Source organism: Enterococcus sp. 4G2_DIV0659 (assembly GCF_002140715.2).
Lineage (GTDB): Bacteria > Bacillota > Bacilli > Lactobacillales > Enterococcaceae > Enterococcus_L > Enterococcus_L mansonii.
Genome location: NZ_NGLE02000001.1, coordinates 1,852,361 through 1,865,949 on the forward strand (window position 1 = coordinate 1,852,361; position 13,589 = coordinate 1,865,949).

A 13,589-nucleotide genomic window follows, 5' to 3' on the forward strand; every position below is an offset into this window, starting at 1 on the left:
TATAGTATGAAAAACTTGTAAATACAAGTGTGATGATGGAAAAAAATTATCATCTATGGATCTTTTACTTATGGAGAATGCTATTTTTTTAAAGGAGAGTATGCTATCATTTTCTTTGAGTATCCTAAGGTGGAGGGACGGACATGAATAAATTTCATGATATTTTTTTAGAGCTTGAAAAAGGAATTTTAGAGGGGAAATATCAACCAGGAACATTATTACCAAGTGAAAATCAATTGGTGGAACACTATTCAGTTTCTAGGGAAACAATTCGTAAAGCGTTGAATTTACTAATCAATGCAGGATATATCCAGAAGAAGCAGGGGAAAGGATCAATTGTTTTAAATGTGAGGAAATTTGACTTGCCAATTTCTGGTGTAATTAGTTATAAAGAGCTGCAAGAAGCGCAACAAATACACAGTGTAACCAGAGTGGTTGAATTAAAAGAAGAGAAGGTTAGTGAATCATTGGCGCGTCTGACTGGTTGGAAGAAAGATGCTGCTGTTTGGCGTTTGGTTCGTCAAAGAGAAATTGATGGGGAAGTAGTGATTGTTGATATTGATTATTTACTAAAAGAAATCGTTCAAGAATTGCCAGAAGAAAGAGCTGCCGATTCCATCTATGATTATTTTGAGAATGATTTAGGACTAGCAATCAGCTATGCGCAAAAAGAAATTACTGTTGAAACAATAACACTAGATGATAAGCGTTTGATGGATATTCAAGGAGATACTCACGTAGTTGTTGTTCGCAGTGTTGTTTGTTTGGAAGATACACGTTGCTTTGAATACACAGAATCTAGGCATCGATTGGATAAATTCAAATTTGTCGATTTCGCTAGACGTAGAAAAGGGTAAGTAAAAGAGTAGTTATTTCTAGGAGATGAACAACTATGTATGTAGGTATAATTTATTTCATTGTTATTATTTTAGCGAATACGGTAGGGGCTATTTCTGGTATGGGCGGTGGAGTAATCATAAAACCTGTATTAGACACATTGCATTTTCATCCGCTAGCGGCTATTTCGTTTTATTCAAGTGTGGCAGTGTTTACGATGTCGATTGTTTCCACTTTGAAACAGATGAAAAACGGTCTGAAATTGCAAATTCCAATTGCGGCTTTTGTCTCGATAGGTTCTATCGTTGGCGGAATTATTGGAAATACTGTTTTTGAATCATTGCTACGTCTGCTTTCTGATGAAAAGTATGTTCAGCTGATTCAGATTATTCTGACGATCATAACGTTGCTTTTTGCTTTTTTTTATACGAAAGTCGGAGGAGAACGTTCTTTTGATTTGTCACATCCTATCTGGTATGTGACTGTGGGTTTATTTTTAGGGTTTATCTCCACTTTATTGGGTATTGGTGGAGGTCCAATCAATGTTGCTTTGTTAATGCTCTGTTTTGGCGTGGCCATCAAAGAAGCTACCGTCTATTCGATTATTACGATTTTTTTCTCACAAGCCGCAAAGTTAGTAACGATTGGGCAATCGACAGGCTTTGACCGTTTTGATTTAGACATATTATGGTATGTTATTCCAGCAGCAATTGTGGGTGGTTTTGTAGGAGCTTTAATCAGTGGTAAGATCTCTTCAAAGCGAGTGACACAAGTCTATCAAGTTGTTATTTTTTTGGTGTTGTTGCTTAATTTATGGAATGGAATACAATTATTTATCTAATGAGATAAGGAGGTTGGCGCTAGTTGTGGAGTATTATGTAAAACAGTTTTCTCAATTGACGACGAAACAATTTTTTGAGATTGTCAAACTGCGTATTGCGGTATTTGTAGTGGAACAACATTGTCCCTATCAAGAAGTGGATGATGGGGATGAACAGGCTTGGCATACCTGGTTGCAAGACGATATGGACATTGTTGGGTATACACGAATCATTGATAAAGAGACCTACATCACGTTTGGCAGGGTAATCATACATCCTGATTACCGAAAGCAAGGATTAGGAAATAAACTAATTGAAAAGACGTTGAAAGTTATTGAAGAAAACTACCCAAATCGCCCAATCATTATAAGTGCTCAGGCGCATCTCGTAGCATTTTACGGTGCTTTTGGATTTGAAGTAAGCTCAGATATTTACTTAGAAGATGACATTCCTCATATTCAGATGAAAAAATAAAAACATACTAAGAACTAGAGGGTAAACTCATTCGTCGATAAGTTTACCGTCTAATCTTAGTATGTTTTGTTTACTTTTCGACAGAGTCTTTGATTGATGTTTTTGCTGCATTTTGCTCTGCTAATAAATCACGAATTTGCTCTAAATACTCGTCAGTGGTAGGGCCAGTAAGTTCTTCTTCCTCTGCTTGAGGTGTCTTTTTCATTTTGTTTACAGCTTTTACGATCAAGAATAAAACAAAGGCGGTAATTAAAAATGTAATAAGGGCACTGATCACATCGCCAATGTTAAATGAAACACCTTTTACAGTGAATACTAAAGCTCCTAACGCGTCATCTGCACTTTTTGCTCCTGTCGTTAAGACAAAGACTAAGCTAACTAATGGTGTGATTAAGCCATTAACGATTTGGGTAACAATTGCGGTAAACGCAGAACCAATCACGACCCCAACTGCCAAATCAAGGACATTGCCGCGCATAATAAATTCTTTAAATTCTTTAATCAAAAAATTCTCCTCCTTCTCTCAAAATTTAGTATACAAAAAAATGCGGAAAATTGAAATGAAAGACTCTTATCATAAAGGAAAGACTGCTTAGCTGTGCTATAATTAAATAGATGTACTAAAAATTAAAAAAACAATTAAATATGGCCAAATGATTGTCTTTCGTTTTAGGCCTTACCATGATAAAAAAGAGGAGCTGACAAGATGCCGATTGCATTAGCACAAGGAGTCAACTTACATGTTGTTCCAACAGAAAAATACAAGACTGTGCGTATTTTAGTTCGTTTTAATACGCGATTGAATAAAGAAACGATTACCAAGCGAACGTTGTTATCTAGCTTACTTGAAACAAATAGTTTGAACTATCCAAGCCAAGTGAAATTAAGTGAAAAATTAGCAGAATTGTATGGTGCTAGTTTTGGAATCAATGTTAATAAAAAAGGAAATTTACATTGGCTGAATGTATCGATGAATTTAGTAAATGATCAATATCTGGAAAGCGGTCAAGTTTTAGCAGGTGCAGTTGACTTTATCAAAGAGATATTATTTTATCCCAATATTATTGATGGGAAATTTGAAGCAGAAACGTTCCAACGTGAAAAAGAAAACTTACGAGCATATTATGAAAGCATATCAGAAGACAAACAAGTATATTCATCATTAGCGTTACAAAATCTTTATTTCAGTCGTTCGGAAGATCAAAAAATTCCTAGTTTCGGTACAATTGAAGATTTAGAAAAAGAGACAACAGAAAGTATTGCCAACTATTACAAACAGATGATTCAAGAAGATCAAGTAGATATCTTCGTTCTTGGCGATGTGGATGAAACAACGGTTGCTACACTCTTTAAAGCATTACCATTTGAAGATCGTGGGGCAGGTGTTGCGGATATTTTTTATGCACAATCATCTAGAAATGTGATTGAAGAGCGTTCACAACAAGAACCATTAGCCCAATCAAAATTGAATTTAGGCTATCATACGGATGTTTATTATGGTGATGAGAATTATTTTGCGTTGCAGATCTTTAATGGTGTTTTCGGAGGGTTTCCACATTCTAAATTATTTATGAATGTTCGTGAAAAAGAAAATCTTGCTTACTATGCATCTAGCAGCGTTGATACATTTCGTGGTTTTTTGAGTGTACAAACGGGGATTGATGGTAAAAATCGCAATCAAGTTTTACACTTAATCGCTACAGAATTAGAAAATATCCGTCAAGGGAATGTCACAGATTTAGAAATCCATCAGACTAAAGCCATGCTGAAAAATCAATATTTACTTTCTCTGGACAATGCGGGTGCTGTGTTAGAAAATAAATATTTGACTGACTTGATTCCTCACCTCCTCTTAGAAGATGAAGAGTGGATTCGTCGAATGGAAGCTGTAACGTTAGCGGATATTCAACGAGTAGCCAAACGAATCCAGTTACAAGCTATTTTCTTTTTGGAAGGAGAAATGAGCAATGCATAAAAAGAATACCCACAAATTAAAGAAGTTCTGTATACAGAAGTTTTGCCTAATGGGCTGACTGTTTATTTACTACCTAAAAAAGACTATAACAAAACGTATGGACTGTTTACGACGAACTATGGATCAATCGACAACGAATTTGTGCCGATAGGTGAGAAGGATTTTGTGAAAGTGCCTGATGGGATTGCTCACTTTCTTGAACATAAAATGTTTGAAAAAGAAGAAGGTGACGTTTTTCAGCAATTTGGACGTCAAGGTGCGTCAGCCAATGCGTTTACAAGTTTTACAAAAACAAGTTATCTTTTTTCAACGACAGATCAAGTGGAGAAAAATTTAGAAACGTTATTAAATTTTGTGCAAGAGCCTTATTTTACAAAAGAAACGGTTGATAAGGAAAAAGGGATTATTGGACAAGAAATCCAAATGTATTTGGACGATTCTAATTGGCGTTTATTCTTTGGTACATTAGGGAATCTGTATCCAAAACATCCATTGCATATTGATATTGCGGGAACAGTAGAAAGCATCGGTGAAATCACTGCTGAGGATTTATATACGTGCTATAACACCTTTTATCATCCAAGCAACATGACATTATTTGTTGTGGGCAAGATGGAACCAGAATCGATGATGGCGTTTATTCGCGACAATCAATCGGCTAAAACATTTGCAAAAGCTCAACCGATCAAACGTCACTTTCCAAAAGAAACGACGGCAGACATTATCAAAGAAAGTTCTTTAGAAATGGCTATCAGTCGACCAAAAGTGATCGTTGGGCTAAAAGGCTTAGACGAAACACCAGCGACGGGGAAAGAATTACTTAAATACAAATTAACTGCGAATTTACTATTTCAACTATTATTCGGTAATACATCACAAAACTATTTAAATTTGTATAATGAAGGACTGTTAGATGATAGTTTTGGGTATGAGTTTAATTTGGATCGAAGCTTCCATTTTGCTGATTTTGGCGGAGATAGTGATCATCCAGAAGAGTTAGCAGAACGAATTGAAGAGATTCTTCTGACGGCTAACCAAAGCACAGAGGTAACAGAAACCAACTTATCATTGCTGAAGAAAAAAATGATTGGCAAATATTTCCAATCATTGAATTCACTAGAATACATTGCTAACCAATTCTCACAATCATTATATGGTGAAACGACATTATTTGATACACCAGAAGTGATTGAGAGCATTCAAATGTCTGATGTGAGAACATTTGCACAAACATTTATTCAAAAGGACGGGTTAAGTCGTTTTTATATGTATCCTAAAAAATAAAAATAATCTATTTTTTGATTTAGTAAGTATATAGTATATAGAGTCGCTTTTTTTAGTGTTGGCTGAGTAGTATAAAAGTTTTTTACGATGTTGCTAGAAAAAAATTAAAAAAGTCCGATATTTAGATAAAAACTTTCAAAAATGTTATCCTCATTGCTATTTTTTTATGGTATGCTTAGATGAGGTTAAGGCAAAGAAAAAGTAAGAGGTACAAGCTATTCAGAATTTTTTTGCCATGTAGAAAGTAACAACTAGATTGCCTGTAAGAAAGACAATACTGATAAAATAGACAGACTGGAGAAGATGGACGAGTGGCCAGTGTAAATATAGGAAAAAAATTAAGAGATGCACGACTGCAGAGAAATATGTCATTAGATGAACTGCAGCAAATAACTAAAACACAAAAACGCTATTTAGTAGCGATTGAAGAAAATGACTTTGATTCTATGCCAGGAACTTTTTATGTGAGAGCATTTATTCGTCAATATGCGAGTGCAGTAGGGTTGGATGGCAATGAATTAGTAGAAATTTATGATGGTAAAGATGAACCAGAAGAGATAGAGCCAGCGATTCACTATCAAACATTGGATGAATCACGTACCCAGATGTATGATGATGATAATCAGGTAAAGCAGTTTATGCGTAGCTTGCCTGCAATTATTTTTTCTTTGATTGGTTTGGCTATTGCTGTTGTTGTTTTTTATATTACTTGGCAAGATCGACAATCAAGTCCGATCATCAATACGCCGACTTCTGAAATAATCAGAGAATCTTCTTCGATGCCAGTTACTGAATCAAGCCAAACAACTGCTTCAAGTAGTGCAGATTCTTCAAGTTCAAGTTCTTCATCGGAGCCTAAAGTATCGGCAGAAGTGAACTTCTTGAATGAATCAGGAGTTACGGTTAACATGAGTGCGACGAATGTATCAACTCCAGCCAAACTTGAGTTTAGTGCAACGGCAGGACCGTGTTGGGTTGGTGTGTATATTGCAACCGCTGAAAACGCAGATAATGGTTATTTCTTCCAAAAGACTGTTCAACCAGGTCAAGCACAATCTGTTGATATTCCAGAAGGAACGGCTCAACTCGTTATCAGCTTTGGTGCTTCTGAGTATATTGAATTTAAATTAAATGGTCAAAAAGCAGAGTTTAATCCTAGTAATTCTGGAATTGGACCGAGAAATATCAATATGACTCTTGCTTATGCGCAGCAACAACCAGAACAGTCGCAACAACCGCCACAATAATTTATAATTAGAAAAAACAATTATTCTATTTTTTATGATAGAAGATGAGCGAGAAAAAAGCTGACGATGAGGTAAAGAAGTCATTGTTGTCTTTTTTCTCGCTCATTTCTCGGAGCTAAATAGTTTCATTTTAGATCTCATAAGAAGAATTGGCATTTTTCGTGACAGTTTTTAAGAGATAACGTAAAATGAAGTAGGAAAAGAGAGGGGCAATAAGCATTGAATTTACCAAATAAATTAACCGTTATTAGAATATTTATGATTCCCATTTTTATTATTGTTGTGAGTGTACCAATGGATTGGGGCGACATTACAATTGCAGGAACGACATTAGCTCTAACACAATTCGTCGGAGCTATTATATTTGCCGTTGCAAGCATTACTGATTGGCTGGATGGGAAGATTGCACGAGCACGTGGTTTAGTCACAAATTTTGGCAAATTTGCAGATCCGTTAGCAGATAAAATGTTGGTGATGACGGCATTTATTGTTTTAGTTGGACAGCAAAAAGCACCTGCTTGGGTAGTGGCAATCATCGTTTGTAGAGAATTAGCTGTGACAGGTTTACGATTGTTGTTAGTCGAAGGCGGCGAGGTTATGGCTGCTGCTTGGCCGGGGAAAGTAAAAACAGCAACACAAATGATTGCCATTATTTTACTATTTATTAATAACATCCCATTTGCAGCGATCGGTTTTCCATTAGATCAAATCATGTTGTATCTATGTTTATTGTTTACGATTTATTCAGGTGTTGATTATTTTGTGAAAAATGCGAATGTTTTTAAAGGCTCAATGTAGTAGTTAGTTACTTTTTTATTAGCAAGATCTATCAATTTTACTCTATTTTTGAGTAAAATTGATAGATTTTTTTATTATATTTACTTTTTTTTTAGCTAAATAGAGTATTCAAACCCTTGATAAATCAGCTTTTTTCAAAAAATTCTTAGTATTTCTAAAAATTTGAGACTACTATTTATAAAATAATAGTTTACTTTTTAGAAAAGACTGAGTATAATCTGTGTATCGGAACTATTATTTTATGAACAGTAGTATTCGAACAAAAAAATAAATTGGAGGAATTTATAATGAACAAATTTGTAAAAGGTGCAGTAGTTGCTGGTTTAGCTTTATCAATCGGAGGAACAGGGTTTTTAGCAACAGCGACTCAAGCGCACGCTAACTCAGCTCAATTGGTAGACAATACTGCAAAAATCAATGCGTTACTTCAAGAAAAACAAGAATTGATCAACAAGAAAAAAGTAAGCCGTGATTGGCAAGAGCAAAAAGCATTAGGCATTCGTATCGGTGAAATCGAACGTGAAATTCAAGTATTGAAAAAAGGCGGTTCAACAAGTGGTTCAACAGGCAACACAACAACTCCATCAACACCAGTTGAAGATACAGCAGCAAAAATCAATGCATTAATCCAAGAAAAACAAGAATTAATCAATAAGAAAAAAGTAAGTCGCGATCCACAAGAACAAAAAGCATTAGGTATCCGTATTGGCGAAATCGAACGTGAAATCCAAGCATTGAAAAATGGCGCTTCTACAGGTGGTTCAACAGGCAACACAACAGCACCATCAACACCAGTTGAAGATAACACTGCAAAAATCAATGCATTAATCCAAGAAAAACAAGAATTGATCAACAAGAAAAAAGTATCACGTGATAAAAACGAACAAAAAGCATTAGGTAAACAAATCGATCAAATCGAAAAAGAAATTAAACAATTAAAGAAAAACAAATAAAAAGAGTTAATCCCAACTATTACTAATTTTCAACTTTCTTACCCAAATTTGTGTGAAGCATATAAAATAAAAGAGCCTTATCCAAAACGAATTTTCCGTTTTGGGTAAGGCTTTTTGTGATCTGCTTGATGAAAAAGAACAAACATTCGAAGGCTGATTCTGTTTAGATTAAATCCAAGGACCTACAACAAGAGTATAAATGCTTAAGCAAATCCCTGCGATAATCAGCAGGGCTCCTAAAGTAAGCAAGGGATTAAATCGTTTAGATGGATTCTCCTTTGTGGGTTCTTTTTTAAATAGTCTTGCTAACGCCACAAATAATAAACCTAAAACGATTAAAAGCCCATTGATAAAGAAGGTCGATAAACTATTTTTTTTCTTTCCATTCTTTAGAAAATGGGCATTTTGTAAAGCTTTAAACTTTTTAGCATAGGTAAATTCAGTACTTGGTGTCTTGATTGTAGAAGATACTTGAGATAAATCGCTGTCAACAGATATACTACCAGCAGTTAACGTAAAAGCTGGCTCTGTATTTTTTTGAATAAGACCATAAAAGTCTCGTTCTAAAATGATTGCTTCGTTATTTACCGTATTATCACCTTTTGAAAGTAATTTTTTATACTCGTACGTTGCGAAAGCTTTGTCAAAAAGTGCATTACCAAACGCGTGACGCTGCGCTTCACCGTCTTGATCTTCCCAATCTCCAACACCTAAAACAACTTCAATCAAACGTGTATCTGCTCGTTTCGCTGTAGCAGCATAGTTGAAGCCTCCTGTTGGACTTGAACCAGTCTTTAATCCGTCAACGCCTTCATACCCGTAAATCAATCCTGGTAAAGAATAGTTATGATTGACCAATACTTCAGCGTAAGGAGTGTTTTCCATGATCGTGATCTGAGTCGGGCTGGTATAAGTAGTTGTTTCTGGATAATTTTTTAACAAGTGATAAGACAATAGTGCGAGATCTCTAGCTGTAGATACATTATCTGCGTTTTGATCGATTCCTTCTGGTTTGTAGTAACCATTGAAGGAGCCAGTTTCAGCACCGCTGGAATTATAAAAAGTTGAATTAGTCATGCCGAGCTCTTTTGCTTTGTCGTTCATCATATGGATAAATTTCGCTTCATCCTTTGCTGTGACCAGATTGGCAAGCATGATAGTTGCAACATTGGATGATTGAACAAGTGTTGCATAAAGCAAGTCTCGTACTGGATAATCAACGCCTGCGACGATGGTATTATTACTCAATTCATAAATTTGGGAAATCGCTTCATCGCTATCTGTTGCTTTGACTGTTGTGTCTAAAGTAAACTGTCCTTTTTCTAGTGCTTCAAAAACTAGGTAAGAGGATAGTAACTTGGCAATACTGGCCGGATTCCATTTTAAATCAGGATTATCTTCCCAAAGTACTTGTCCAGTGTCTGCAGAGATGACAATGGATGATTTAGGGGTATATGCTTCACTCGTTTGATAACCGGCATTTTGAGTAAGAGTTAGGATATCCTCTTGCGCGTAGGCACTTGAGCTAGTATATAAACCTGAAAAATAGCCGATAAACAATAATAATGAGCAAATTTTCGGTAAAATTGTTCTTTTTTTCAATTCAAACATCCTTTTTGATTATTCCTATTTATTTAAAAAACATCAGATAAATTTAAGTTTTCTAGTATCTATAAAAATAGATGATATATCAGGGAAATAGTTGAGTACATAGCAACTTTATCCTATAGTAAAGAAAAAATGCCATCTTCTATTAAACTATCGTTTTTTGAGAAAGTCAACTTAAAAAAAACTCGTTTTAAGAGATTAAAACTTTATTTATAAATTAAAGTTTATTTCCTTGTAGATAGATTCATATAGTTGTTCTATTTATATTTTATAAAAGAGCAATATATCTATTTTACCTGAAAATAGAAGTAAAATGTGTCTTTTATACATATTTTAATAAAAAGTAATTTTTTAATAACTTTGGTATACTTAAAAGGATGGGGGTGTTGGAATGGAAGTTGAACAAATATATGCTTCTCAATGGGTAGATTATTCTAGAAAAATAGCCGAAAGTCGGATGGTTTTGCCTTTTTATGAGACACATGGGAAAGCTCGACAAGCATTTAGTGAAAAAATACGGAATAATTCTGGGGTTACTTACGTCTTTTATAAACGTAAAGTCCCTTACTGTTTTATAACGATTGAGCATTGCGAAGTCACGAATTTACTAATGCCAGAGTTTTCTGCGGTAAGTTGGTCGTCTCTATTTAGAGCAATTGAAACATTTTTTAAACGAACCTTCCAACCGAGGATATACTTGTCTTTTTTTCATTCCTTGACGCCCTATGTACAAGAGATATGTTTAAAACAAGGATATACTATTCAGGAAAATAAATTTGCTAGTAAAGAGTTAACCTATCATACTGCGTTGGTTTTAGGTGGTGGAGGAGCTAGAGGCGCGTATCAAGTAGGTGTGTGGCAGGCATTGAAAGAGTTGGCTGTTCCAATAGCTATGATTACAGGGACGTCAGTAGGTGCATTAAATGGCGCGCTGATCTTGCAAGATGATTTAAGTGCTGCTAAAGAGATGTGGGAAAAAATTGAGACACAAAAAATTCTCTCTTATCCCAATATAGAGACATCTATTAATACGTTTGGAGGAATAATGAGTCAAATCGGCTCATTTACGTTGAGTGCAATACAGTCAAAAGGAGTCTCTACGTTACCTTTACAAAAACTAATTGAAGCTACCTTTTCATCTGAGAAAATGAATCAGGTCACCACTGATTTTTATTTAGTGACAACAGAGTTACCTGCACTAAAAGAAAAAAATGTTCATTTCAATAGTTGTGAAAATGATCAGTGGCAACGTTGGTTATTAGCCTCAGCATCTTTTTTTCCAGCAATGGCAGCAACAAAAATCAAAGATAATTACTATATTGATGGTGGTTATCGAAATAATATACCGATTGATATCGCATTGCGTAAAGGGGCAACGGAGTGTATTGTCGTTGATGTAAAAGGTCCGGGGATTACTAAACCATTGAAACGCTCTGATGACGTTAGTTATTTAACGTTGCAAACACCATGGTCGATGGGTGCAGTACTTTTGTTTGACGGTGCTCGCTCTGCTTTGAATATTCAATTAGGCTATCTGGAAACGATGAAAGCAGTCGGTAGAAAATATCTAGGATTTTGGTATACTTTTGATGAGACGTTAACGAATATCAAAAACTTTCAGCAAGCCTTTTTTACCTTTATTCAACACACGTATCAGATAAAATTATGGCGTTCTATCGAAGAACGAAATAAAATCTGCAATAAAATGCGTAAACTTTATAAAGACAGGGTGTATACTGAGAACATCGGATTGGTATTGGTTGAGTTATTAGCAAAAAATAGTGATATCCCTGCTGCTGAAGTATATACAATCAAAGAATTGGCAGATTTGCTGAAACAAAGAGGAACCAGCACACTGGATAATACAAAGGGTCTGGCGATGATGTCTGTTCAAGAATGGCTGAAAAAATATTATGAAGAGTACTTTTTACTTTCAGAAAAACAGCAATTATCAGCGATGACAAATTTTTTAGCAACAACTAAACAGGAGAAATCACAGCAACTAAATTTTTTGCTTGATAAATTACCGATCCAAACGTTACAAATTTTAATGAATGAGTTTATAGAAGAAGGAGTGAATGAATAATGGCACAAGAATTTTCATATGAAATTATCGAACAAATTGCAGTATTATCAGAAAACACACAAGGATGGCGTAAAGAATTCAATTTAGTTAGTTGGAACGGACGACCACCAAAATTTGATTTGAGAGATTGGTCAGCGGATCATGAAAAAATGGGTAAAGGAATTACCTTGACCAACGAAGAGTTTGAACAATTATCTAACGCAATAAAATCCATGTAGAGAGGACACCCTGTCAATGAAAAGTATGACTGGTTTTGGAAAAGCAGCATTTTTAAACGACACCTATCAAATCGATGTTGAAATCAAAAGTGTCAACCAACGTTTTTTAGATATTCAACTGCGCATGCCAAAAGAGGCGAATCCTTACGAAATGGCGATTCGACAGTTGATGAAAGAAACCTTACAGCGCGGCCGAATTGAAGCGTATATCAACATGAAACAGACTGGCAGCAGCAATAAAGAAGTCTATGTTCACTGGCCCTTAGTCCATCAATTAGTAGACGAAATAAAACAAGAGTTGAACGTGAAATATCCTGAATCGGTGTTTGACCCTGCACAAACAATCCAGCAATTAGTGAACAATTCAGATTATGTTGAGGTGTCAGAAAAACAGGAAACGGACGAGCAATTTGGAACATTCATTTTAAGTGCAGTGAAAGAAGCCGTTGAAAAGCTTGATGCCAGTCGTCTGCAAGAAGGTCAAAAAATCCAACAGGTGTTAACAAACTATAGTCAAGATTTTGTTGGTCTGGTTAATGAACTCGCAGCATTCGTTACGGTGTATGAGAAAGATTACCGAGAGAAGTTCGAAATGAAACTTAATGAGTGGCTAGGTAGTCAAGTCGAAGAATCCCGTTTATTGACAGAATTAGCGATTTTACTTGAAAAAGGAGATATTCATGAAGAATTGGATCGTTTGACGATTCATATTGATAAATTGCAAGAGCTGTTGCTTCAAGAAGAATCCGTTGGTCGGGAATTAGATTTTCTTATTCAAGAGATGAATCGTGAAGTGAATACGATTGGCTCAAAATCTAGTCCGATTGAAATCAAGAATATCGTTGTTCAGATGAAAACGATTCTTGAAAAAATTCGTGAACAAATCCAAAATGTAGAATAATCGTTAATTGTTTGTGATTCAATTTTTTAAGTATATACTAGAAGAGCAGAATATAAAGGAGTGAATAGACATGTCTCGTTATTATGATATAACCTTCCATGAATTAAGTGGAAAATCAGTGGTGAAAAGAGAAGTTATTTCAGAGAAAGAACCATTTGATGCATGGCAAGATGCGTGTGTTTCATTTACAGAAGAAGTCTTAAATATCCGTGTGAATGAAGAAGCCTTTGTTACATTAAATCGTCGCTTTGTGGTTCGGATCGACACAGAGGAAGTAGATGGACCTGTTGATAAGCAAATCAAACGTCATGATGAAATCATGGGCGTGGTGAATACGTTGTCGAATATGGGGTTTTAGTTGAAATAAACAAAGGTTGGAAAATGTCG

General features: G+C 35.3%; 14 protein-coding genes. 12 read left to right on the forward strand and 2 right to left on the reverse strand.

Translation table 11 applies throughout. The annotated features are described in order from the left end of the window. Positions 1-143 precede the first annotated feature (143 nt). From treR to A5880_RS08520, 3 genes are read left to right on the forward strand one after another with little or no spacing between them, the layout of a single operon-like run. On the forward strand, positions 144-857 hold the full coding sequence (gene treR, locus A5880_RS08510) for a trehalose operon repressor (RefSeq protein ID WP_086330549.1): 714 nt from the start codon (positions 144-146) through the stop codon (positions 855-857). 35 nt (positions 858-892) lie between these two features. Then, the gene (locus tag A5880_RS08515) at positions 893-1,678 is read left to right on the forward strand and encodes a sulfite exporter TauE/SafE family protein (protein ID WP_086330550.1); all 786 of its coding nucleotides are present in this window, start codon (positions 893-895) and stop codon (positions 1,676-1,678) included. A gap of 25 nt (positions 1,679-1,703) precedes the next feature. Then, positions 1,704-2,132: a GNAT family N-acetyltransferase gene (locus tag A5880_RS08520; protein ID WP_086330551.1), complete on the forward strand. Its 429-nt coding sequence runs from the start codon at positions 1,704-1,706 to the stop codon at positions 2,130-2,132. Positions 2,133-2,202: 70 nt separating this feature from the next. Here A5880_RS08520 and mscL read toward each other — a convergent pair whose 3' ends face one another. Further along, positions 2,203-2,637 (reverse strand): large conductance mechanosensitive channel protein MscL, encoded by a 435-nt coding sequence (mscL, locus tag A5880_RS08525; RefSeq protein WP_086330552.1) that lies wholly within the window; start codon positions 2,635-2,637, stop codon positions 2,203-2,205. A gap of 201 nt (positions 2,638-2,838) precedes the next feature. On the opposite strand from mscL, the gene yfmF reads away from it, so the two are divergent. From yfmF to A5880_RS08550, 5 genes are all read left to right on the forward strand, one after another. Further along, positions 2,839-4,107 (forward strand): EF-P 5-aminopentanol modification-associated protein YfmF, encoded by a 1,269-nt coding sequence (gene yfmF, locus A5880_RS08530; RefSeq protein ID WP_086330553.1) that lies wholly within the window; start codon positions 2,839-2,841, stop codon positions 4,105-4,107. Positions 4,108-4,122: 15 nt separating this feature from the next. After that, entirely contained in the window at positions 4,123-5,391 is a 1,269-nt protein-coding gene (yfmH, locus tag A5880_RS08535; protein WP_336577244.1) for an EF-P 5-aminopentanol modification-associated protein YfmH, read from the forward strand. Positions 5,392-5,702: 311 nt separating this feature from the next. Further along, positions 5,703-6,638: a helix-turn-helix domain-containing protein gene (locus A5880_RS08540; RefSeq protein WP_086330555.1), complete on the forward strand. Its 936-nt coding sequence runs from the start codon at positions 5,703-5,705 to the stop codon at positions 6,636-6,638. 219 nt (positions 6,639-6,857) lie between these two features. Continuing rightward, entirely contained in the window at positions 6,858-7,436 is a 579-nt protein-coding gene (gene pgsA, locus A5880_RS08545; RefSeq protein ID WP_086330556.1) for a CDP-diacylglycerol--glycerol-3-phosphate 3-phosphatidyltransferase, read from the forward strand. A gap of 287 nt (positions 7,437-7,723) precedes the next feature. Next, positions 7,724-8,389, forward strand: coding sequence for a hypothetical protein (locus tag A5880_RS08550; RefSeq protein ID WP_086330557.1), 666 nt, complete (start codon positions 7,724-7,726; stop codon positions 8,387-8,389). Positions 8,390-8,557: 168 nt separating this feature from the next. On the opposite strand, the gene A5880_RS08555 is transcribed toward A5880_RS08550, so the two are convergent. After that, positions 8,558-9,991, reverse strand: a complete 1,434-nt coding sequence (locus tag A5880_RS08555) for a D-alanyl-D-alanine carboxypeptidase (RefSeq protein WP_086330879.1) — start codon at positions 9,989-9,991, stop codon at positions 8,558-8,560. A gap of 397 nt (positions 9,992-10,388) precedes the next feature. On the opposite strand from A5880_RS08555, the gene A5880_RS08560 reads away from it, so the two are divergent. The 4 genes from A5880_RS08560 to A5880_RS08575 all read left to right on the forward strand — a co-directional run bounded on the left by A5880_RS08560 (position 10,389) and on the right by A5880_RS08575 (position 13,560). Then, positions 10,389-12,083 (forward strand): patatin-like phospholipase family protein, encoded by a 1,695-nt coding sequence (locus tag A5880_RS08560; protein ID WP_086330558.1) that lies wholly within the window; start codon positions 10,389-10,391, stop codon positions 12,081-12,083. Then, a complete protein-coding gene (locus A5880_RS08565) occupies positions 12,083-12,301 on the forward strand; it encodes a YdbC family protein (RefSeq protein ID WP_086330559.1) in 219 nt (72 codons plus the stop codon). The genes A5880_RS08560 and A5880_RS08565 overlap by 1 nt, the downstream gene beginning before the upstream one ends. Positions 12,302-12,317: 16 nt before the next feature. Then, a complete protein-coding gene (locus A5880_RS08570; protein ID WP_086330560.1) occupies positions 12,318-13,202 on the forward strand; it encodes a YicC/YloC family endoribonuclease in 885 nt (294 codons plus the stop codon). Between the two features lie 70 nt (positions 13,203-13,272). Continuing rightward, positions 13,273-13,560: a hypothetical protein gene (locus A5880_RS08575; protein ID WP_086330561.1), complete on the forward strand. Its 288-nt coding sequence runs from the start codon at positions 13,273-13,275 to the stop codon at positions 13,558-13,560. The last annotated feature ends 29 nt before the right edge of the window (positions 13,561-13,589 follow it).

Bases quoted from the DNA above. Each gene is read 5' to 3' on its own strand.
- A5880_RS08515 (WP_086330550.1), top strand. From the start codon at position 893: ATGTATGTAGGTATAATTTATTTCATTGTTATTATTTTAGCGAATACG.
- yfmF (WP_086330553.1), top strand. From the start codon at position 2,839: ATGCCGATTGCATTAGCACAAGGAGTCAACTTACATGTTGTTCCAACA.
- A5880_RS08560 (WP_086330558.1), top strand. From the start codon at position 10,389: ATGGAAGTTGAACAAATATATGCTTCTCAATGGGTAGATTATTCTAGA.
- A5880_RS08575 (WP_086330561.1), top strand. From the start codon at position 13,273: ATGTCTCGTTATTATGATATAACCTTCCATGAATTAAGTGGAAAATCA.
- A5880_RS08550 (WP_086330557.1), top strand. From the start codon at position 7,724: ATGAACAAATTTGTAAAAGGTGCAGTAGTTGCTGGTTTAGCTTTATCA.
- A5880_RS08570 (WP_086330560.1), top strand. From the start codon at position 12,318: ATGAAAAGTATGACTGGTTTTGGAAAAGCAGCATTTTTAAACGACACC.
- A5880_RS08565 (WP_086330559.1), top strand. From the start codon at position 12,083: ATGGCACAAGAATTTTCATATGAAATTATCGAACAAATTGCAGTATTA.
- treR (WP_086330549.1), top strand. From the start codon at position 144: ATGAATAAATTTCATGATATTTTTTTAGAGCTTGAAAAAGGAATTTTA.